The 20,521-nt window shown below is 58.4% G+C and carries 19 protein-coding genes; 2 read left to right on the forward strand and 17 right to left on the reverse strand.

Annotated elements, in window-relative coordinates; genetic code table 11:
• Positions 1-46: 46 nt before the first annotated feature.
• Complete coding sequence (locus tag ABFT80_RS00460; RefSeq protein ID WP_347969894.1) at positions 47-1,660, reverse strand: extracellular solute-binding protein; 1,614 nt, start codon at positions 1,658-1,660, stop codon at positions 47-49.
• A gap of 352 nt (positions 1,661-2,012) precedes the next feature.
• Here ABFT80_RS00460 and ABFT80_RS00465 point away from each other — a divergent pair, with 352 nt between their 5' ends.
• Positions 2,013-3,044 carry a LacI family DNA-binding transcriptional regulator gene (locus tag ABFT80_RS00465; protein ID WP_347969895.1) on the forward strand — a complete coding sequence of 344 codons (1,032 nt, stop codon included), beginning with the start codon at positions 2,013-2,015 and terminating at the stop codon, positions 3,042-3,044.
• Between the two features lie 39 nt (positions 3,045-3,083).
• Here the strand turns inward: ABFT80_RS00465 and ABFT80_RS00470 are convergent, their stop codons facing one another.
• The 10 genes from ABFT80_RS00470 to ABFT80_RS00515 all read right to left on the reverse strand — a co-directional run bounded on the left by ABFT80_RS00470 (position 3,084) and on the right by ABFT80_RS00515 (position 11,588).
• On the reverse strand, positions 3,084-3,881 hold the full coding sequence (locus ABFT80_RS00470) for a transporter substrate-binding domain-containing protein (RefSeq protein ID WP_347969896.1): 798 nt from the start codon (positions 3,879-3,881) through the stop codon (positions 3,084-3,086).
• 44 nt (positions 3,882-3,925) lie between these two features.
• Complete coding sequence (locus tag ABFT80_RS00475; protein ID WP_347969897.1) at positions 3,926-4,651, reverse strand: amino acid ABC transporter ATP-binding protein; 726 nt, start codon at positions 4,649-4,651, stop codon at positions 3,926-3,928.
• A 25-nt stretch (positions 4,652-4,676) separates the two neighbouring features.
• A complete protein-coding gene (locus ABFT80_RS00480) occupies positions 4,677-5,351 on the reverse strand; it encodes an amino acid ABC transporter permease (RefSeq protein WP_347969898.1) in 675 nt (224 codons plus the stop codon).
• A gap of 12 nt (positions 5,352-5,363) precedes the next feature.
• Positions 5,364-6,041 (reverse strand): amino acid ABC transporter permease, encoded by a 678-nt coding sequence (locus ABFT80_RS00485; protein ID WP_347969899.1) that lies wholly within the window; start codon positions 6,039-6,041, stop codon positions 5,364-5,366.
• On the reverse strand, positions 6,038-6,949 hold the full coding sequence (locus ABFT80_RS00490) for an NAD(P)-dependent oxidoreductase (protein WP_347969900.1): 912 nt from the start codon (positions 6,947-6,949) through the stop codon (positions 6,038-6,040). The genes ABFT80_RS00485 and ABFT80_RS00490 overlap by 4 nt, the downstream gene beginning before the upstream one ends.
• A gap of 32 nt (positions 6,950-6,981) precedes the next feature.
• Positions 6,982-7,431, reverse strand: coding sequence for a ribose 5-phosphate isomerase B (rpiB, locus tag ABFT80_RS00495; RefSeq protein ID WP_347969901.1), 450 nt, complete (start codon positions 7,429-7,431; stop codon positions 6,982-6,984).
• 25 nt (positions 7,432-7,456) lie between these two features.
• Positions 7,457-8,230, reverse strand: coding sequence for a FadR/GntR family transcriptional regulator (locus ABFT80_RS00500; protein WP_347969902.1), 774 nt, complete (start codon positions 8,228-8,230; stop codon positions 7,457-7,459).
• Between the two features lie 163 nt (positions 8,231-8,393).
• On the reverse strand, positions 8,394-9,401 hold the full coding sequence (locus tag ABFT80_RS00505) for a PdxA family dehydrogenase (RefSeq protein ID WP_347969903.1): 1,008 nt from the start codon (positions 9,399-9,401) through the stop codon (positions 8,394-8,396).
• Entirely contained in the window at positions 9,398-10,501 is a 1,104-nt protein-coding gene (locus ABFT80_RS00510) for a tartrate dehydrogenase (RefSeq protein ID WP_347969904.1), read from the reverse strand. Before ABFT80_RS00510 ends, ABFT80_RS00505 begins: the two co-directional genes overlap by 4 nt.
• Positions 10,502-10,511: 10 nt before the next feature.
• Positions 10,512-11,588 carry a tartrate dehydrogenase gene (locus tag ABFT80_RS00515; protein ID WP_347969905.1) on the reverse strand — a complete coding sequence of 359 codons (1,077 nt, stop codon included), beginning with the start codon at positions 11,586-11,588 and terminating at the stop codon, positions 10,512-10,514.
• 147 nt (positions 11,589-11,735) lie between these two features.
• Between ABFT80_RS00515 and ABFT80_RS00520 the strand changes: the two genes are divergently transcribed.
• Positions 11,736-12,689 carry an alpha/beta fold hydrolase gene (locus ABFT80_RS00520; protein WP_347969906.1) on the forward strand — a complete coding sequence of 318 codons (954 nt, stop codon included), beginning with the start codon at positions 11,736-11,738 and terminating at the stop codon, positions 12,687-12,689.
• A gap of 41 nt (positions 12,690-12,730) precedes the next feature.
• Here the strand turns inward: ABFT80_RS00520 and ABFT80_RS00525 are convergent, their stop codons facing one another.
• From ABFT80_RS00525 to ABFT80_RS00550, 6 genes are all read right to left on the reverse strand, one after another.
• Positions 12,731-13,804, reverse strand: a complete 1,074-nt coding sequence (locus tag ABFT80_RS00525) for an isocitrate/isopropylmalate dehydrogenase family protein (RefSeq protein ID WP_347969907.1) — start codon at positions 13,802-13,804, stop codon at positions 12,731-12,733.
• Positions 13,805-13,813: 9 nt separating this feature from the next.
• Positions 13,814-15,166, reverse strand: a complete 1,353-nt coding sequence (locus ABFT80_RS00530; protein ID WP_347969908.1) for an MmgE/PrpD family protein — start codon at positions 15,164-15,166, stop codon at positions 13,814-13,816.
• 37 nt (positions 15,167-15,203) lie between these two features.
• Positions 15,204-16,349: an AbrB family transcriptional regulator gene (locus tag ABFT80_RS00535; RefSeq protein ID WP_347969909.1), complete on the reverse strand. Its 1,146-nt coding sequence runs from the start codon at positions 16,347-16,349 to the stop codon at positions 15,204-15,206.
• Positions 16,315-17,730 (reverse strand): MmgE/PrpD family protein, encoded by a 1,416-nt coding sequence (locus tag ABFT80_RS00540; protein WP_347969910.1) that lies wholly within the window; start codon positions 17,728-17,730, stop codon positions 16,315-16,317. The genes ABFT80_RS00535 and ABFT80_RS00540 overlap by 35 nt, the downstream gene beginning before the upstream one ends.
• A 226-nt stretch (positions 17,731-17,956) precedes the next feature.
• Complete coding sequence (locus ABFT80_RS00545) at positions 17,957-18,661, reverse strand: GntR family transcriptional regulator (RefSeq protein WP_347969911.1); 705 nt, start codon at positions 18,659-18,661, stop codon at positions 17,957-17,959.
• A 138-nt stretch (positions 18,662-18,799) separates the two neighbouring features.
• On the reverse strand, positions 18,800-20,518 hold the full coding sequence (locus tag ABFT80_RS00550; RefSeq protein ID WP_347969912.1) for an ABC transporter permease: 1,719 nt from the start codon (positions 20,516-20,518) through the stop codon (positions 18,800-18,802).
• Positions 20,519-20,521 lie beyond the last annotated feature (3 nt).

A 20,521-nucleotide genomic window follows, 5' to 3' on the forward strand; every position in this document is an offset into this window, starting at 1 on the left:
AAAAACCGAGGCTTCTCCCCTCCACGATTTGGTTCGTGTCGGGCGATCAGCCGATCGGATCGGTGATGGTCGGCCACGCCTCCTTGTTGGTCTTAATGGCTTCGAGCAGCTTGTCCTCGCCCGTGCGGCGGGCAATGCGTTTCCACTCCCGCTCGGTGTCGGCCATTGCCTGCTCGGCGGTCTTCGCCTTGGTCAGCGCGGCGACGAGGTTTTCGTCGAGCGCATTGTGGAAGGCGGTCGCACCAGGATAGTTGATCGTCGGCACTGTGCGGGCCACCGTGTCGCGTACCACGTCCATGTGGTAGCCGTGGTACGTCTGGCGAACGAGCGGATCGGAAAAGTCCGACAGGCGGAACGGATCGAAATAACCGCCCGGATTTGCAGTCATCCATGCATAGATGCGGCTTGAGCCGAGCCATTGCAGGAAGAGGTAGCAAGCCTCCGGGTTTTTCGACTGCGACGAGACCGATGCCGACAAATTGAGCCATAGAACCGAACGGCTGATGAGCTGCCCGTCGATCTCGCGGCCGGGCGGCAGCATCGAGCCTATCTTGCCGGTGACCTGCGAATCCTTATTGGCGGCGTTGTCGAGGAATTTCGGCAGATTGGAGAAAGCGCAGGTCATCGCCGCGCCGCCCTTTGCGAAATTGCCATACTGCTCCGGCCAGCCCCATGAAATCGCATCCGGCGAATGATGCGCCAGCGATGCGATATATTCGTTCGTAGCACTGATGCCTGCTTCCGAATTGATCTGCGGTGCGCCGGTATCGTCGAACAGGAACTGGTTGGGCGAGCCCATCGACACGTAGCGCTGGTACCAATTCGTGTAGCCCCAGCCCTGATTGCGGATGTCCGTCGAGCCGAACAATCCCTTGTCCGGGCGCTGGAAGAACATCGCGATCTCGTCATGCTGCTTCCAGGTTTTCGGCGGGGCCAGTTCGTAGCCATGCTTGTCGGAGAAGGCTTTCTTCTCCGTCTCGTCGCCGAACAGATCGGTGCGATAGACCCAGGTCTGGAAGTCGCCGTCGAGCGACACGCCATAGGTCGAGCCGCGATACTGATTGAGAAGCGATACACCCTTTGCGCCGTTGACATAGCCGCGCTCAGGATCGTCCCACTCAGGCTTATGCTTCTCGACGTAATCGTCAAGCTGCAGGATGCCGCCGGTTTCGGCGAGATCGCCAAGACGATTCCATTCCACGGCATAGATGTCGTAGGCACCTCCCTTGGTGGAGATGTCCTGCATGGTCTTGGTGAATTCCTGACCGTTGGGAACGCCAACGATATCGAGCGGAATGCCCGTTTCCTTTTCCCAAAGATCCTTGATCGAAGGGGCGCCAGCCGGAAAGGGCTGCGTCAACTGGCCGATAGATCCATCCGAGAGGCCAAGTACGATGCGCGCCGGAGCCTTGCCGTCTGCCTTCATGGTTTTTACGGCTTCAATCGCCCGGCCTTCGGGCGTATCAGCGCCATACTGGTAGCGTTCGGCCCCATCAAAACCGGTCGGGCCGCCGATCATGCCGGGCGCCAAGGCGTCGGCAGCAAATGCCCGGCTCGGCCGGATAAATTTAGGTGCAATACCAACTGCAGCAACGAGTGCCGCAGCCTTTCCCCCGGACGCAAGCAAATCGCGCCGCGATAAGCGGATCAAATTCGACATCGAAATCCTCCCTCGGGCCTTGTCTCCTCCACGACCCTTATGAGGGATATTGACGGCAGCACTCTTGCAATGTCAACATCATTTCAAATCATAAAACCTCATTGAATCGCACTGACTTGGCCGAATGGGCATTCTGAGGATTGGGAGGAACCGATTAGTGACTGAATTTGATGTGTTTTCGCATCAATTCGGCATTGCATGTGGAGGACGCGGCAGAATCCGTCTAACAGCTTGCTTATATGGAAATGCCGAGTACATCATTTTCCATCACGATCGGCATTGCCGGCATTATTCGCCCCTCATTATGGCCGGGCGGCGCGGCGGATGCCGCATTCGGGAAAGGTGACCAGAGTTGCGGTCGACGTTAATTGATGTGGCGAGAGAAGCTGGCGTGTCCGCAGCGACGGTCGATCGCGTGCTCAACAACAGGGTTGGCGTGCGGCAACGAACACGCGAAATCGTGCTCGAAACAGCGCAGCGCCTCGGCTACATCACCGAAAATGGCGGCTTTCAAAGCATAGCCAAACCTTCCGAAAGCAAGACTATCCGGCTCGACTTCGCATTTCCTGCCGGAACCAATACCTTCATCAAGATGCTGCAGCGGCATATCGAAACGCAGGCGATGGCGCGGCCTGAACTCGATGTGCGCATTGCAACGATCGAAGGGTTCAACCCGGATCGTCTCGCACGGCTGTTGCAGGATTTGCGCGGCCAGACGCAGGGCGTCGGCGTGATCGCGCTCGATCATCCGACCGTGCGGGAAGCGATCCGCTCGCTGTCTGCCGATAACATCAAGGTCGTGACCATCGCGTCTGACATTCTTCACGTCCCCCGCGTCGCTTATATCGGCATAGACAATCGGGCAGCAGGCCGGCTTGCGGGTTATCTTGTCAGCCGCTTCATGGGGGCAAATCGTTCAGGCAAGGTAGCACTTTTCGCCGGCTCGCTGTCTTATCGCGGGCATGAGGAGCGCGAGATGGGCTTTCGTCACATCGTGACCGAAGAGTTCAAGAATTTGCAGATCGTCGAGACGCGCGAAATGCTGGACGACCGCGAAAAGGCTTATGACGAAGCCTGCGCACTGCTCGACAAGCACCCCGACCTCGCGGCGATTTACAATATCGGTGCAGGCAATACCGGCATTGCGCGTGCTTTAAAGGAGCGCGGTCTTGAACATACAGTCGTGTTTATCGGCCATGAGGCGACCGAAGGCACGAAAGAGCTGCTTCTTGATGGAACGCTTGATGCCGTTATCGACCAGAACCCGCGCGTCGAAGCGAGAGAAGCTTTGAACGTGCTGACACAGTCCGTCCGGGGATTGCCGTTCGATCTGCATGCACCGCGCCTGCAGGTGATATTCAAGGAAAACATCCCGGAATTTTAGGCTGAAACGAAAAGGGCGACCCGAAGGCCGCCCATGCTGCTATTTCAGCATTTCTTTCGGCAATGACGCGCCGTGATATTTTTCATAGATCGTGTTGAGCTTGCCGTTTTTGAGGTTTTCCGAAACCCAGACATTCAGCTTTTCGAGCAATTCCGGCTCATTCTTGCGAACGCCGATTGCCAGATCGAAGGTGCGAATGACGAATTTCGGCTCGAATGCCAGCGTCTTGTTGCGTTCACCGATCTGGTTCACGATGGTCTCAGAGGTGGCAACCATCTGCGCCTGACCGCTGACGGCGGCAGTAACCATGGTCGCGTCATCGTCGTAACGCGCAACGTTGAAGCCGCGCTCTGAAGCCAAGGCGGTCAATTCGGTGTCCTGCGTCGTGCCGCGCGTGACCGTTACCGTCTTTCCCTTCAGATCTTCCCAATCCTTGATTTCCGATCCGGCAGGCGCGCCGATGACCGAACGAAGGGCTGCGTAAGGCGTCGAGAAATCGATGACTTCGGCGCGCTGCGGCGTGACCGACAGTGTCGAGATCACGATATCGGCCTTGTTGGTCTGGAGATTGGGAATGCGTGTCGCGCCCGTCGTCTCGACGAATTCGAGCGTCAGGCCCCAATCCTTGGCCAGCAATTCGGCCGTTTCGACATCCGAGCCGACCGGCTTCAAATTGGCGTCGAGCATGCCGGATGGCGGGATGGCAAGGTCGGTCGATACCCTGATCTTGCCCGACGCGATGAGATCCTCATAGCTGTTGGCAAAAGCGGATGCTGAAGGCGCAACGAGCGCTGCGCAGAGAGCGCCGATTGCCAGAAAATTCCTGATATTCCTCATAATTTCTCCTCCTGGTTTGTCGTTTTTTGTGGTGGTTTTACGCGTCAGAAATCATTCATGACGAATTCGCGAAGTTCCTGGGTCTTCGGTTCAGTGAGAATGTCGGAAGAGCCAGATTCATGAACGAGGCCCTGATGCATGAACACGACCTGATCGGCGATGCGGCGGGCAAATCCCATCTCATGCGTCACCATGATCATCGTCATGCCGGAAGCGGCGAGCGCCTCGATCACCTTCAACACCTCGCCGGTAAGTTTCGGATCGAGCGCCGACGTGACCTCGTCGAACAGCATGACCTGCGGCTCCATGGCGAGCGAGCGGGCGATTGCAGCACGCTGCTGCTGACCGCCGGAAAGTTGCTCGGGATAATTCTCCGCCTTTTCCGATAGACCGACCTTGGCCAGACTTTCACGCGCGATTTCGCGCGCTGCGGCCTTGTCCATCTTCTTCACCGAGCGGGGTGCAAGCGTGATGTTTTCCTCGATCGTCAGATGCGGAAAGAGGTTGTAGCTCTGGAACACGATGCCGACATCAAGCCGCAGCTTTCGCAAATCGAGATCGCGGTCATGAACCTTGTGGCCGCACACTTCGATCGTGCCGCTGTCGACTGTTTCCAGACGATCGATGCACCGCAGAGCCGTGCTCTTGCCGGAGCCGCTGGCGCCGATCAGCGCCGTGACATCGCCCTTTTCGACGGAAAAGGAAACGCCGTGAAGCACGGCCAGGGAGCCGAAGCTCTTCTTCACGTCCTTCAATTCTACAATTGGCATGATGATCTCCGAATGGGTGGCGTCCTCAAGCGGACACGGCCTTGAGGGTGCGCAGGCGGGATGCGCCACTGCGCTCAAGACGCTGGCTGAGGAGTGAAACGGGGAAGCACAGGCAGAAATAAAGCAGTGCCACGATCATGTAGATCGCGAACGGCTCGAAGATCGAATTGTTGATGAGCTGCCCGGCGCGTGTGAGTTCGACGAAGCCGACGACAGACGCAAGCGACGTGTTCTTGATGATCTGCACCGAAAACCCGATGGTCGGCGGCGTGGCGATGCGTATCGCCTGCGGCAGGATCACCTTGAAAAGGCGCTGCGTTCGGCTGAGCGCCAGGCATTCCGCCGCTTCCCACTGCGCGCGTGGCACGGACTGAAGCGCGCCGCGCCAGATTTCGCCAAGATAGGCGCTGACATAGATCGTAAGCGAAAGACCGGCGGCGAGCATGGGCGAAATCGAAAACCCAAGCGTCGGCAGGCCGAAGAAGGTGAGAAACAGGATCACCAGAAGCGGCGTTCCCTGAACGATCTGGACATAAATGCCAGCAAGAATTCGCAACACTCGGAATGGCGAGGTGCGACCTAGTGCGACGACGAAGCCGCCGAGCCCGCCGCCGGCAAACGCCATCAGCGAGAGCATCAGCGTCCAGAATGCGCCATTCAGAAGAAAGGTCAGATGGGCGGAATTGATTGCCGTGTTCATGTCGTCATATCCTCACAGGCTGGTTCCCAGACGCCTGAGGCGCGGGAATACGAGGAGGCCGAACGCCCAGAAAATCAGCCGCATCACCAACGACAGAGCGAGGTAGATGAGCGCGACAACAATGTAGGTTTCGAACGGGCGATAGGTTTCGGACTGGATAAAATTCGCCGCTGCCGTCAGTTCTTCCGCAGAAATCTGCGACGTGACCGAGGATGCAAGCATCAGAAGAATGAACTGGCTGGTGAGCGATGGGTACATGCGCTCCATAGCGGGACGAAGCGCGACATGCCAATAGGTCTGCGCGCGCGAAAGGCCGAGGCACTCGCCCGCTTCCCACTGTCCGCGATGGATGGAATCGAAACCGGCGCGCATGATTTCCGCCGTGTAGGCGCCGACATTGATGGTCAGCGCGATAATCGCGACTGTGACTGCCGAAAATGAGAAGCCAAGGCTAGAAAGACCGAAATAAACGACGAATATCTGCACCAGAAATGGCGTATTGCGGATCGCTTCAACGTAAAACGCCGCAATCCGCTTCAGGAAAACCACATCCGAGCGACGCGCAATCGCGCAGAATGTGCCGATCAGAAAGCCGGTCAATGTCGTAACAGCGGCAAGCTGGATGGTCAGCATCAGGCCGTCGGCAAGCATCTGCCAACGCGCCAGAATGGCTGTGAAATCGAGGGTCATCGCGAAGCGCCACCTTCAGCGCGCTGGCCGCTCATGCGGTCATAGACGCGAAACAATGCCTGATTGCCGTTCGAGCCTTCGCCATGTGCGCGCGCATCGATATATTGCGACGTGACGAGCGACGTGCCGGGCAATGGAACGCTCTGATGCTGCGCCGTTTCGAGCACAAGACGCAGATCTTTCAGCATGAGATCGATGCGGAAGCCCGCTCCGGCATCGCCGTCGATCATGGCCGAGCCGAGCTTTTCGAGCATCCAGGAATTGGCCGATCCGCCCATCAGCACTTCGCGCATCTGGCCGAGATCGACACCGCACGCGCGTCCGAGCGCCAAAGCCTCGCAAATCGCCTGCAGATTGATGCCGCAGATGAGCTGATTGCAGAGCTTGACCGTCTGGCCAGCACCGGAGGCGCCGACATGATTGATCGTCGTGCCCATGCCTTCCAGAACCGGTTTGGCGCGCAGGAATGCATCCTTGTCGCCGCCGACCATGATCGAGAGCGCGGCATTCTTGGCACCGATCGGCCCGCCGGAAACCGGCGCATCAAGCATCGCGATGCCCGCCTGCGCAAGTTCCTGCGAAAGAGTGCGCGTCGCCTCCGGCGAAATCGTGCTCATGTCCACAAGCAGCCGCCCCTTTGGCGGCGAGGCCAGAAGGCCGCCCGCACCGCGAACGATTTCCGCCACATGTGGCGTGTCGGGAAGCATGGTGACCACGACATCCGCATCGGCGGTGGCTTCAGCGAGGGACGAGGCCGGGATGACGCCAGTGCCGTTCATCGATTCTACTGCGGCAGGCACCACATCGAATGCGCGGACCGTGTAGCCTGCAACGACGAGGTTGCGCGCCATTTCACGGCCCATGACGCCGAGGCCGATAAATCCGACACTGCCTTTTTGATCACTCATGAAAGCTCCTCCCTAGACTGACCCAAAAAGGGTCAGGCTTCGTTTTCCATGTCCGCAAGCTTCTCGACGCGGCGCACGAAATCCGCATCGCCGCGGTCGAAGGTTGCGCCGAGATAGGAGGCGACGAGATCGCGCGCCAACCACGGGCCGACGATCTGGGCGCCGATGCACATGACATTGACGTCGTCATGCTCGACGGACTGATGAGCGGAGTGGACATCGTGGCAGACGGCGGCGCGAATGCCGCGAACCTTGTTGGCCGCAATTGCAGCACCAACGCCGGTGCCGCATACGAGGAGGCCGCGTTCGGCTTGTGCATTGCGCACCTTTGCGCAAACAAGCTGAGCGATATCCGGGAAGTCGACCGGGTTCGAATCGAAGCTGCCTACGTCATCGACGTCGTGACCGCTTTCTTTCAGGAAGGCGACGATGTCCGCCTTGAGCGGAAATCCGGCATGGTCGCTGCCTACTACAATCTTCATACGGTGGTCCTTTGATTTATGCTGGTCAAATATCTGGCTGGGTCGTCGCCGCTTCGCCGCCGAACGTGGCGTAACGAGCGGTCGCGCGGCGACGGAAATCCGCGCCGATCTCGAAATGCCGAGCGAGCAATTCGTCGGCCTTTGGCGCATCGCGATCCACGATGGCGGTAAAAATCATCCGGTGATGATCGATAAGAAACTCGTTGATGCCTTCGATCTGGATGATCTGCTCACGACGCTCCAGATGCGAGCGACGCATAAGCTCCGAAATCGAGCTGTAGATCGTGATGAGGGTCGGCGAATGGGCCGCCTTCACGATTGCTTCGTGGAACTCGAAATCGGCAATACCGCCAGCGACCGGATCACGGATCGTATCAACGATCTTTGCGAGTGCTGCGGCCAAGCGGTCGAAATCCGGCTGATTGGCACGACGGCAAGCAAGACGGATCGAGTGATGCTCGATCGCGACACGCGCCTGCATGATGTCGTCGATTACGTCTGGCTGCTGCGCCAAAACAAAGGTGAAAAACTCGCCGAGTGTGGAGGCATCCGGTCGCTTGACGATGGTGCCGACACCGTGACGGATTTCGACGACGCCGATCACGGAAAGTGCGCGCAGGGCCTCGCGCAGCACTGGCCGAGACACATCGAGACGGGCGGCAAGCTCACGTTCGGGAAGAAGACAATCGCCGGTGCGCAACCGCCCGGACAGAAGCTGCTCACGCAAAAACGTCGCCACCTTGTCGTAGGCGGTTCTCGGGTCGCTCGTCTCGCGAAGTATCTGCGGTGCAGTGGTCATTCTTTGATCATACCGTGGTATGACCTCTAGTCAACCAGTAAAATCCGAAGGCTTGTCACGCTGGATAGGCACGCTCCATGACAAGGGTTTGGCGTTGTTTTAAAACGCAAAAAAGCTGCGGTCGCGAAATCGCGCACCGCAGCTTCAGAGCGTTTAGGAGAGGTCAGTTCTTCGCGGAAACCAGATTGGAAGCGAGGCGTACAGCGTTTTCGAAGGCTCCGGTATCGGCTATGCCTTTGCCGACAATGTCGAAAGCGGTGCCATGTGCGGGTGTTGCAAAGACGATGTCGAGCCCGGCAGTGACCGTCACGCCGCGGTTAAACCCACGCATCTTCGTCGCGATCTGGCCCTGATCATGATACATGGCCAGAACGCCGTCATACTCGCCCGCGAAGGCCTTGAGATAGATCGTATCTGACGGAAACGGTCCTCGGCAATCATAGCCTTTTTCGGCCATTGCCTTGACTGCGGGAGCGATGATTTCAATCTCTTCGCTGCCGAAAAGACCGCCTTCTCCGCCATGCGGATTGAGTGCGGCCACGGCCAAACGCGGTGCCCCGATACCGGCTTTTTTCATCATCCTCGTTGCAAGCGTGATCGCGTTTTCGATTGCCGGGCGGTTTACCTGATCGATAGCCTGACGCAGTGAAACGTGCGAGGTGACGCGCGACATCCACTGATTGTCGAGCACGTTCATTTCGCTGAAATGTCCGCGATGATTGAGGAGGTTCGCAAACATCTTGTGCTCGTCAGGAAACTTCCAGCCGCCATCGAACATTGCGCGCTTGTTCAGCGGTGCGAAGCAGATCGCGTCCACCTCGCCCGATTTCGCGAACTCGATGGCGCGCGCAAGCGTGTCGCCGGTAAGCTTGCCGGACGCAGCGCTGGCAACACCGACAGGATGAAAAACGGGATCGGTATTCTGGAGGTCTATCAGCGGTATGGAATCATCTGACCAGTCGGTGTCTCCGGGGCTTTCATAGCGCCGGTAGTTGAAAGACACGCCAGCCTGTTTCATTCCCAAATCGAGCACGCGCGCGTCACCAACGACGACAATGCGCGCCACATCGGAGAGCCGTCCGTCGTGGAGAATTTTTGCGGTTTGTTCCGGGCCGATGCCGGTGCAATCTCCGGGTGTCAGCGCGATAATTGGGCGGGTATCGCTCATCATGCCGTCTCCAGTTCCGAAACCACCATCGCGGACAGCGCATCCGCCACGGCCTTGCCGCAGGTGGTCGTATTGGCCTTGCCGCCAAGATCTGCGGTGCAGAATTCGGGGTTAGAAAGCACGGTTTCGATCGCCGAAACGATTGCCGCGCCTGCCTGCGGGTATCCCAGATGATCGAGCATCATCGCGCCGGTCCAGATCTGGCCGACGGGGTTCGCGATGCCCTTTCCGGCAATGTCGGGTGCCGATCCATGAACGGGCTCGAACAGCGAAGGGAAATTGCGTTCGGGATTTATGTTGCCGGATGGCGCGATGCCGATCGTGCCGGTGCAGGCCGGGCCGAGATCGGAAAGGATGTCGCCGAAGAGATTCGATGCGACCACCACATCGAAACGATCCGGGTTGAGAACGAAATGCGCGCACAAAATATCGATATGATATTTGTCCCAACGCACGTCCGGGTAGGAAGCGGCCATCGCTTCGACGCGCTCATCCCAATACGGCATGGTGATCGAGATGCCATTCGACTTCGTTGCGGATGTCAAATTCTTGCCCGGTCTTTTCTGCGCCAAATCGAACGCGAACCTCAATATGCGGTCCACACCGATGCGGCTCATCACCGTTTCCTGCATAACGATTTCGCGTTCGGTGCCGGGATACATCTTCCCGCCGATAGACGAATATTCGCCTTCGGTGTTTTCGCGCACGACGAAGAAATCTATCTCGCCGGGTTTGCGACCGGCAAGCGGGGAGCGCACGCCTGGCATCAATCGAACGGGGCGCAGATTTACGTATTGATCGAACTCGCGGCGAAACTGAATGAGCGAACCCCACAGCGAGATGTGATCGGGCACCGTATCGGGCCAACCGACCGCGCCGAAATAGATCGCGTCATGGCCGCCGATCAGCTCTTTCCAATTGTCCGGCATCATCTGGCCGTGCTTCGCATAATAGTCGCACGAGGCGAAATCGAAATGATCGAAGACGAGGTCGATATCGAATTTTTTCGCTGCGACTTCCAGCACGCGCAGGCCTTCGGGAACGACCTCCTTGCCGATACCGTCGCCGGGAATGACAGCTATTCTGCTACCGTTCTTGGACATGTCGTTCCTCCTATTCATTATCGCCAGCGAGTGCGGCGCAGACTGCTTCGGTCACGTCATCGGTCGTGGCAGTGCCGCCGAGATCCGGCGTATGCAGTTTTTCGTCGGCGGTGACGCGTTCGATGGCGCGCATCAGCCGGTTTGCGGCAGCAGGCTGGCCCAGATGTTCAAGCATCAAAACCGCAGACCAGAACGTGCCGACCGGATTGGCGATGCCCTTGCCGGTAATGTCGAAGGCAGAGCCGTGGATCGGTTCGAACATCGACGGAAACCGGCCCTCGGGATTCAGATTTGCAGTCGGCGCGATGCCGATCGAGCCTGCGAGTGCTGCCGCCAGATCGGAGAGAATATCGGCGTGCAGATTGGTCGCGACGATCGTGTCGAGCGAGCGCGGGTTCAGCGTCATGCGAACCGTCATCGCATCGACCAGCATCTTGTCCCAGGTCACGTCGGGATAATCGGCCGACACTTCCTTGGCGATGTCATCCCACAGCACCATGCCGTGACGCTGCGCATTCGACTTGGTAACGACGGTCAGGAATTTCCGGGGCCGCGAGCGCGCGGTCTCGAAGGCGAACCGCATGATCCGCTCGACGCCTGCCCGTGTGAAAATCGAGACTTCGGTGGCGACTTCCTCCGGCAGGCCGCGATGCGAGCGCCCGCCCTGTCCGGCATATTCGCCTTCCGAATTTTCGCGCACGATCATCCAATCCAGATCGCCTGCCTCGACGCCCTTCAACGGGCTTTCGATGCCGGGGAGAATGCGGGTCGGGCGGATGTTGGCGTATTGGTCGAAGGGCTGGCAAATGGCGAGACGCAGGCCCCAGAGTGTCAAATGGTCTGGTACGTCGGGTGCACCGACCGCGCCGAAATATATCGCGTCGAAGGCTTTGAGGCGTTCGGCTCCGTCAGCCGGCATCATGACGCCATGCTTCTTGTAGTAGTCCGAGCCCCAATCGAAATGTTCGACTTCCAGCTTGAAACCGCCATCGCGCGCGGTGCAGGCTTCAAGTGCGCGAAGGCCTGCTGCCACGACCTCCCTGCCGATTCCATCTCCGGGAATAGAAGCAATTTTGTAATGACGCATGATCACCTTCCAGCCATTTTGAAGCCTGACAAAAACCGGATGCCGCAGTTCAGTCAAATTGTCAATTATAAACTGTTGACAATTTTAGCCGAGATGGGACTTTAGTGCTACTGATATCGACGCAGATTTTTCCGGGAGGAATTCGCAATGTCTTCTGAAGCACTCATCGAAATGCCGCCGCTTTATGAGCCGGGTGGACCCGAACTCATGCCGGGTTTTCGTTATGAGCGCGTGACGACCGATGGGGCTGAGATAAATGTTGCGATAGGCGGGGAAGGTCCGCCGATCCTGCTGCTTCACGGCAACCCGCTTACGCATGTGAGCTGGCATCGTGTCGCGCCCACACTGGCGAAAAGTTTCACCGTCGTCGTGCCCGATCTGCGCGGCTATGGCGACAGTTCGAAGCCGGATGGAGGCGAGGATCATTCCGGCTATTCCTTTCGGTCTATGGGCGAGGACAACGCCTTCATTATGAGCCATTTCGGCTTCGACCGGTTTCAGGTCGCGGGTCATGACCGCGGGGCGCGGGTGGCTTTCCGCATGGCGCTGGATTTTCCAGACCGCGTAGAGCGTCTCGTCGCGCTTGATATCGTGCCGACACATCACGCGCTGACCAATGTGACTTTGGGCTGGGGAATCGAGGCCTATCACTGGTTTTTCATGGCGCAGAAAGCGCCGTTCCCGGAGCGGCTGATCACAGCCGATCTCGGCTATTACATCGACTACAAGCTGAACAAGAAAGGCGTCGGCCTTTCCATCTTCAGTCCCGGCGCCATGGCCGAATACAAGCGCTGCACCACACCGGAGCAAATCCACGCGGTCTGCGAAGATTACCGCGCGACGGTCAGCGTCGATCTGGCGATGGACACTGAAGATTATCTGAAACGTACGATCGCCTGCCCGGTCCTCATCCTATGGGGTTCGAACAGCCATTGCGGGCGGCACTTCAAGCCGCTGGAAGCCTGGAGCCCTTGGGCGCCCGATCTTATCGGATGGGATATTCCGACCGGCCACTACCCCGCAGAACAGCGACCCGACATCGTCTATAGAGCGCTTTGGGAGTTTTTCTCCGGGCGCGGGGTCGCGAAAATCACCGATTGAGACTTCGAGGCAGCGGATAATATCCGCTGCCTCGCCTTGGATTACTCCGATATCGCCGCGAGAATACCGCGTGTCATATCGACTGTGCCTCCGGTTCCCTTGATGTCGCCGGTACGCGTTGCCGGGTTCGAGAGGGCCTTCGTGATGCCCTTTTCCATCAGTGCTGCAGTCTCCACTGCCTCGCGAATTCCCCGGTTGTGACCGAGCCATTCAACCATCATCCGCGCGGATTCGATCATCGCGAACGGGTTGGCGATCCCTTTGCCTGCAATATCCGGCGCCGAGCCGTGCGTCGCCTGAGCCATGGCCAGCGCACCTTCACCAATACAGAGGCCGGGCGCCATGCCTAGCCCGCCGACGAGGCCGGCAGCAACATCCGTCAATATATCGCCGAACATATTCGTCGTGACGACGACGTCGAAGCTTTGCGGATCGCGCACGAGGCGCATCGCCATCGTATCGACGATGACCTCGTTGATCGTGACGTCCGGGAATTCCTTGCCGACGCGGTAACATTCCTCGACGAACATGCCGCAGCCAAGCTTGAAGACGGTATTCTTGTGAACGACCGTCAGCCGTTTCTTGCGCTGCTGCGCGATTTCGAATGCCGCCCGCGCAACGCGCGACGACCCCTGCCGTGTGATGACACGAACGGAAATCGTGGTGTCTTCGGTCGGCCGGAATTCACCCGAGCCCGCAACCACATTGCGGTCCGGCTGGAAGCCCTCATTGTTCTCTCGCACGATGACGAGGTCGACATTGTCTTGCAGCGCGCCGAGGCCCGGATATGAACGCGTCGGGCGCACATTGGCGAAGAGGTTGAAGCGCTTGCGCAGGATCGGGTGCGGATTAATCGCGCCTTCAACCTTCGGATAGGCCTGATGCCCTATCGGTCCAAGAATGAAGCCATCCATTTTCGACAGGGTTTCGATGGTGCCATCCGGGAAGGTGGAGCCATGCGTGTCAAGCGCCGTCCGACCGATCGGCATGGGTCGCCAGTCGATATTCAGGCCCGTCCGCGCGGCGGCGGCGCGCACGACTTCAACGGACGCAGGCACGATTTCATGCCCGATGTCGTCGCCATTAAGAATACCTAGTACGAGATGATTTTGCATGTGGATTCCTCAGCGTGACGGCTTGGCAGAAGCGCGCGAAAGGTCGGCGACGTCCGCCGTCTGTTCGAGCTTCCAGGCAGCGTCGAGCAAGCTGCGGGACGCATCTTCGCCAATCACGAAACTCGACTGCTTCACGAATTTTTCGCCGATCGTGTCATTGGACAAAGGACGCTCGAGGCTGCCAATCGCATGTGGAACGTGGAGGTCGATGCGTTCGGAATTGTTGAGCGTGACTGCGATATGCACCGCGTCCTCATGCACACTCGTATCGCTGGACGCCTTTACCTTGTCGCGCAACGCAATGATTGCCGGGTCGCGAACAGCTTCATCGGTGAAGGCCGTTGGAGATCCGTCGCCCCGCAGAAGCGCGGTTGCTGCGGCATGAAACACGCTGAACTTTCCTTCCAGACCAGTTTTCGGCGAAGTCTTTCCGGTGAGTTCCAGCACAAGCGGGTGGCTGCGAAGTTCAACGGATGTGATCTCGGAAACCCTCTCGCCCAGTTGCTCTCGTAGTTGTTGGCAGCCATCGATTGTCGGATGAATGACAATGCCGCAGGCATAGGGTTTGTAGGTGTTGAGACCGGCTTCCCAATGCGTGCCGAGACCATCGACGATCTCGGTGTAATCCTGCTTTGTGGACAGAACATTCGCGAAGCCGCGCGGCGCTTCTATTGCGCGCTCGGAGCTGTCGAAATTCGCCTTTGCAAGAAACGCCGCCATGGCACCATTCTGCGCGGCGCGACCGGGGTGGAAGCTCTTGCACATGGTGCCGAACATTTCGCGAAGGCCTGACGACTGCGTGGCGGCGATGCCGAAGGCCCAGACCATCTGCTGATGCGTCAGGCCCAAGAGTTTGCCAGTTGCCGCAGCCGCGCCGAAAACGCCGGCGGTGCCGGTGATGTGCCAGCCGCGATCATAGTGATCCGGATAGACCGAATTGCCGATGCGGCATTCGACTTCGATGCCGGTAATCAGCGCGGTCAGGAAATCATGACCGCTGATGTTCCTGCCCTCGGACACCGCAAATATCGCGGACGCGACCGGCCCGGCAGGGTGAATGATCGTTTTCAAATGCGTGTCGTCATAGTCGAGAACGTGGGACGAAATGCCGTTGATAAGTGCTGCGTGCAGTTCGTCGAGCCGCTCGCTGCGGCCAATTACCTGCGCGCGCGCCTCGCCTGAAAATTGCTGCACGGCATCAAGCGCGCGATCCACAGTTTCATGCTCGGCACCGCCAACCGCGCAGCCGAGCCAGTTGACGAAAGTCCTCACGCCTTCCGCCCGCACTTCCGCCGGGATCTGTTCGGCGGTTAGATCGACCGTCCATCGCGCCAGTCGTTTGGTGATTTCGGTATCTTGCATTCTGTATGCTTTCCTGCTCGGGCGCGAAGGCCACGGATTAGAGAATTTTGCCGTCGATCCGGCGTGAAAGGAGTTCAAAGCCCTTGAGGGTGATGGGGATCGTCGTCATCACGATTGCGATGCGCATGATCTGAAAAGCGGTGACGGTTGCGGCATCGAGATGCATCGCAGTGGCTGTCAGAACCATTTCCGTGACCCCGGCGGGCGCGACGGCCAAAAGGCTGGTCGTAAAGGACAAATCTGTGATCAGCGTCAGAAGCCCAGCAATTGCAGCAGCAGCGGCAATCAGGAACGCCGTGGTGGCAACGGCTGAGATCGTGACGCGAGGCAGGCGTGCGAGGATCTGCCTGCGGAACCGGCAGCCGATCCATGTGCCGATAAGGATCTGAGCGACCGTCAAAAACATCGGCGGAACGGCGAAGGGACCGAATCCGAAACCCGCAACCACCGCACCAATAAGCGCGGGTACGAAAAGCCAGCTATTCGGGATTTTGAAACGACTTACGGCAAGCGCTGCGATTGCGGCCGTGACGAGCAAAGCCACAAGCGCGATTGCCTCGCTTGCGAACGTTATCGGTGTGGTCGCGATCCCGCCGTCGCTGCCAAATATGGTCACCAGAAACGGTATGGTGGTGACGATGACCGTGACACGTACGAGGTGTACGACGGCCACCGTTTCGCTGTCTGCATTCTTCTGGTTTGCGACGACCGCCATCTCGGCAAGTCCGGCGGCGGATGTGGCAAAGAACGCCGTCTTGCGATCCACTCCGCCAAGCCGTTCCAGCATAAAAGCGGCGATGGTTGTGGCCGACATGATCAGCACTGTGGCCAAAATCATAACCGGGATAAGCTTTGCAGTCGCGATCGCGACTTCAGGCACGAAACGCAGTCCGATCGCCAGACCGACGACGATCTGACCCGCTTCCCGACCATAGGGAAGCGGCGCTATGCCAATGCCGGATACGGCTGCGAGACCACACAACATCAAAGGCCCGAGCAGGAAGGGCAGCGGCATGTTCGCCAGATTGGCCAGTAAAGCGCCAACCAACCCGATCATAAGCGCCAATCCTATCCTCAGGATCGGGCGGCCGGAAAAGCCCGAACCGCCATTTGCCTGAGATGTTCCCGCTTCGGGCATGCCGGAAGTCTCAGCCCACGGTGATGAGACGACGAGCCAGCTCATCGACCGAGGCCAGCTTTTCCAGGCCGCGCACGAGTTCTACGATCTCGTCCGCCCTGCTACGGCTCATTCCGGCGAACTCGGCATTTTCGCGGAATTTTCCGGCGACTTCCTCATAGCTCATCGGGAATGCCGGGCTGCCCTTGCCGAAATCGGCGCGTCCGGAAATCTTGCTGCCATCGGCAAGCTCGATGTCGATCAGCGTCGTCATCAGATGATAGCCGGCTGCCTCCGCCTCGTCGTCGATCACGAAATCGACCTTCTCGATCATCGCCTTGACGTCTTCACGCTCGACCGCAGCATCGGTGAATTCGTTCAGGCCCGCGCGACCATCCAGAAGCAGGATCGCCATGCAGAATTCCATTGAGAATTTCGCCTGGAGCTCGTCCTTCGGACGATGATGGATGAGGGCGTTCGGCATGTTAGAGTTGGTGCCGATACGAACGTGCTTCACGTCTTCAGCCTTGATGCCGTGCTCCTTGATAAGGCGCAGCATTTCGGTCATGCCCGGATGGGTGAGCGAGCCCGATGGATGCGGCTTGATGGAAACGCCGGGGCTTGCGAATGTCCACGGCGCGCCAAGCTTGCCGTAGATCGCGCTGGAATCATATCCACCGCCAGCAGCGCTGAAGAAGCCGCGCGGCGCCTCCAGAATGCGGGCAGCAGCCGTCCAGCCATAGGAGGCGAACTGCGCTGCCGCGACGCCGCTTTCGGAAGAGCGCCCGGCGTGGAAAGGCTTGGTCATGGTGCCGAAGTTTTCGCGAAGGCCAGCCGACTGGCTGCCTGCCAGCGAAAGCGCGCGCTGCGTGGTTTCGACGTCGAAGCCGAGCAATTTCGCAGCGGCAGATGCTGCCGCGAAGGTTCCGCAAGTCGCGGTCGCATGGAAACCGGTCTGGTAGTGGCGCGGTGCGATTGCTTCTGCGATCTTGCACTCGACTTCCACGCCCAGATGGTAAGCCAGCATGAAATCCTTGCCGGATGCGCCGACGAGTTCGCTGACGGCAAATGCGGCTGGAAGTGCAGGTGCGGTCGGGTGCGTCAGTAGGCCGTAAACACGGTCCTTGGCGACAGCAAGCTGCGTGTCGTCGTAGTCGTCAGCATGGATGCCGACGCCATTTGCGAATGCTGCAAAACGTGGAGCAACCTTGCGGCCGCCGCCGATAACCGTGGCAACGCCTTCGCCGAGATCCAGATCGTTGAGGTGCTGGCGGACCAGCTCACCGCTCTTGGCGACCGAGCCGGAAAGCGCAAGACCGAAGCCATCCAGAATTGATTTCTTGCCAAGTTCGACCACCTCTGCCGACAAATCGGCGGGAGTCGTGTCCACGACAAATTCGGCAACGTATTTCGTCAATTCGACGTCGACGACTTTGTTCTGGTTCATTGCAATCCTCTCCAATAAGCAAATGTCATTGGCAGGACCATTAAGCGCTAACTGTTAATTGTCAACAATTTTCTAAATGAAATTTGCCAACGCTTTGGATTGCGCCTTTTCGGATTGTTTTTGGGAATAAACGTTTTGACAAAATGACTTAGGCGCAGTTTTCACTGATGAAAACCGCATCATTTAGATTGAGAATCCGAAAGTTTGTTGTCTTGCAGAGCGCTGTTCAGGGCTCTTTTGGGTCCGGCTGACCTGCATTTCTGGTCCGCACGATGCCGTTCAGAATGTGCGATCGTGCCGCGACGAAGGCGTCCATCGGCTTGCGTGCCTCAAATGCATCGACAATCGCCGTGTGCTCTTCGTTCGATATTTTGAGAACGTCCGGGCTCGACAGCGCGCGATAGCGCTGGATGTGAAGTTCGCGCACGAAGCTCTGATAAATCAGCGCCAGGCGGTTGTTGCCGGACATCAGCGTTATCTGGCGGTGGAATTCGAGATTGACCGGATAGTAGACATGGACGTCGCCAAGTTCCACGATCTCGTCCATCCGCTGCAGAAGGGCACGCAGGATGGCTATCTGGGCATCCGTCACGCGCTCGGCCAGCATCATGGCCATGCAGCCGAACACGCTTGCGCGCGCTTCCGACAGATCCTGTGCCTCGTCATTGGTCAGCGCGCGAATGAAAAATCCACGATTTGGGATGATCTCGATGAGGCCCATTGCAGCCAATGCGCTGCATGCCTCGCGGATGGGTCCGCGGCTTACGCCAAGGCGTTGGGACAAGCCGTTTTCGTTGACGCGCTCGTTCGGCTTCAACTCGCCGTCGATGATCATCCGCTCGATTTCGGCCTGGACCACATTTGCAAGCGAACGCGTTCGCAGAAAATCGATTGCCGCGAGATTTTGTGGATGGTCGAAAGTATTTGACATGCGAAAGCCAACTTTTATTCAACAGGAACGGGAGCGCGGCCCTCTAAAGGCCGCCCTCCCCTTGCTTCGATCTATAACAGCGCGCTTTGCAATAGGCCATCCCGGCCCATAGCGCACGGTGCTTTGCCGACGCACCGCCTAGCCTCGCGCATTCATTTGCGATCCGCCAAGAACCGGTACACGATTGGCCACGAAGACGACCGCGAAAGACGCCAGCAGCAAGATGATGCCGAGCACGCAGATGGCGCCGAGATCACCGCTTTCATTCAGATCATAGATGATGACGGAGACCAGCTTCGTGTTGGATGTTGTCAGCAGGATCGTCGCGGACAATTCGCGGATCGTTCCGACAAACACGAAACACCATGCCGCCACGACACTGGTTCTGAGCAGAGGCGCAGTGATGTCCCAAAGAGCTCTCAGACGCGATGCACCCATGATGCGGCCAGCGTCTTCGAGTTCCGGATGGATGCCCGCGAAAGACGACGACATCTGCTGGTAGCCCGCTGGCATCTCGATGGTCATGAAGGCGATCAGAAGAATCCAGAGCGTGCCGTAAAGCTGGAAGGTCGGGTTGGCATAGCTGAGGAACAATCCAACACCGAGCACGATGCCCGGAATGGCAACTGGTGCGGTTGCCAGAACGCCGAGGAAGCCCGCACCGGCGACCGAACGGCGTGTCACCAGATAGGAGATGACCAGAGCCATAGCCGTGACAATCGTCGCCGTGACAATGCCAAGCAGGAATGTGTTGCGCAGCGCGAGTTTCGTCGCCGAGAAATCGAACAGCACGAAGCGCCAATGACGAAGCGTGAACGTATCGAGATTAAGCGGGTCGCTGGCCGTTCCAACAAAAGCGGTTTTGATAATCGCGCCATAGGGTAGGAAAATCGTCAGCGACAGGATGCTGAACACAAAGGCGATTGCCGGCCATTTCCATGGACCAAGCTCGATGACGCGCGGCGTACCGCTTTTGCCGCCGAGAACCGTGTAGCCCTTGCGGCCGAGAATGGCCTTCTGCGAACGAAGCAGGATAACGGTGATAACCAGCAATGGCAGAGCGGCAGCGGCCGCAAGACCAAGCCGTGGTGGAAACTGGAAAAGGCTCCAGATTTTCGTGGTGATGACGTGGAAACCGGCGGGTAGTGCGAGGATTGCTGGCGAACCGAACATCGTCAGCGCCTGCAGAATGGCGATCAGCGTTCCGGCCAGCATTGCCGGCAGAACGAGCGGGATCGTCACCTTGCGCAAAGTCGTCATCGACTTGCCGCCAAGGATCGACGACGCGTCTTCGAGATCGGAAGGCACCTTATCCAGCGCGTTCGCGACCAGCGTGAACACATAAGGAAAGGTGAAGCAGGCGATTGCGAAAATGAGACCGGTGAATGTGTAGATATTGACCAGCGATGTGCCGGGCGCGAGGCCGAATATGTTGCGGTAGAGAATATTGATCAGACCGCTGTTCGGGGCCGCCAGAATTTCATAGGCGATAGCACCAAGAAAAGGCGGCGTAACGAATGAGGCCGTCACCAGCATGCGGATGGTGCGCCTTCCCGGCAAATCCGTTCTGGCCACGAGCCAGGCCATCGGTGTCGCAACCACGCAGGCAAGAATGCCGACGCCCAGCGACATGCCGATTGCCAGCATATAGGCCCGCAGAAGCGTCGGGTCGGCAACGAGCGCTATGAAATTGTCCAGAGTGGCACCGCCATGGGTGTCACTTCGGAAGCTGTAATAAACGAGCCAGAAGAGTGGCAGGATGACCAGCACGCTCAAGACGAGGGTCAGCAAAGCGAAGGTAGGCCATGATAGGTCGATGCCGCGGCGCCGACCCTGAGCAAGAGCGTGACTGGTCATGAT

This window comes from Foliimonas ilicis (genome assembly GCF_039939195.1).
GTDB classification, from domain to species: domain Bacteria; phylum Pseudomonadota; class Alphaproteobacteria; order Rhizobiales; family Rhizobiaceae; genus Foliimonas; species Foliimonas ilicis.

Coding starts and splice junctions, on each gene's coding strand:
- rpiB (WP_347969901.1), bottom strand. CDS start 7,431: ATGAAGATTGTAGTAGGCAGCGACCATGCCGGATTTCCGCTCAAGGCG.
- ABFT80_RS00505 (WP_347969903.1), bottom strand. CDS start 9,401: ATGATGAGCGATACCCGCCCAATTATCGCGCTGACACCCGGAGATTGC.
- ABFT80_RS00540 (WP_347969910.1), bottom strand. CDS start 17,730: ATGAACCAGAACAAAGTCGTCGACGTCGAATTGACGAAATACGTTGCC.
- ABFT80_RS00530 (WP_347969908.1), bottom strand. CDS start 15,166: ATGCAAGATACCGAAATCACCAAACGACTGGCGCGATGGACGGTCGAT.
- ABFT80_RS00550 (WP_347969912.1), bottom strand. CDS start 20,518: ATGACCAGTCACGCTCTTGCTCAGGGTCGGCGCCGCGGCATCGACCTA.
- ABFT80_RS00460 (WP_347969894.1), bottom strand. CDS start 1,660: ATGTCGAATTTGATCCGCTTATCGCGGCGCGATTTGCTTGCGTCCGGG.
- ABFT80_RS00490 (WP_347969900.1), bottom strand. CDS start 6,949: ATGAGTGATCAAAAAGGCAGTGTCGGATTTATCGGCCTCGGCGTCATG.
- ABFT80_RS00545 (WP_347969911.1), bottom strand. CDS start 18,661: ATGTCAAATACTTTCGACCATCCACAAAATCTCGCGGCAATCGATTTT.
- ABFT80_RS00475 (WP_347969897.1), bottom strand. CDS start 4,651: ATGCCAATTGTAGAATTGAAGGACGTGAAGAAGAGCTTCGGCTCCCTG.
- ABFT80_RS00500 (WP_347969902.1), bottom strand. CDS start 8,230: ATGACCACTGCACCGCAGATACTTCGCGAGACGAGCGACCCGAGAACC.
- ABFT80_RS00485 (WP_347969899.1), bottom strand. CDS start 6,041: ATGACCCTCGATTTCACAGCCATTCTGGCGCGTTGGCAGATGCTTGCC.
- ABFT80_RS00515 (WP_347969905.1), bottom strand. CDS start 11,588: ATGCGTCATTACAAAATTGCTTCTATTCCCGGAGATGGAATCGGCAGG.
- ABFT80_RS00525 (WP_347969907.1), bottom strand. CDS start 13,804: ATGCAAAATCATCTCGTACTAGGTATTCTTAATGGCGACGACATCGGG.
- ABFT80_RS00520 (WP_347969906.1), top strand. CDS start 11,736: ATGTCTTCTGAAGCACTCATCGAAATGCCGCCGCTTTATGAGCCGGGT.
- ABFT80_RS00510 (WP_347969904.1), bottom strand. CDS start 10,501: ATGTCCAAGAACGGTAGCAGAATAGCTGTCATTCCCGGCGACGGTATC.
- ABFT80_RS00470 (WP_347969896.1), bottom strand. CDS start 3,881: ATGAGGAATATCAGGAATTTTCTGGCAATCGGCGCTCTCTGCGCAGCG.
- ABFT80_RS00535 (WP_347969909.1), bottom strand. CDS start 16,349: ATGAGCTGGCTCGTCGTCTCATCACCGTGGGCTGAGACTTCCGGCATG.
- ABFT80_RS00480 (WP_347969898.1), bottom strand. CDS start 5,351: ATGAACACGGCAATCAATTCCGCCCATCTGACCTTTCTTCTGAATGGC.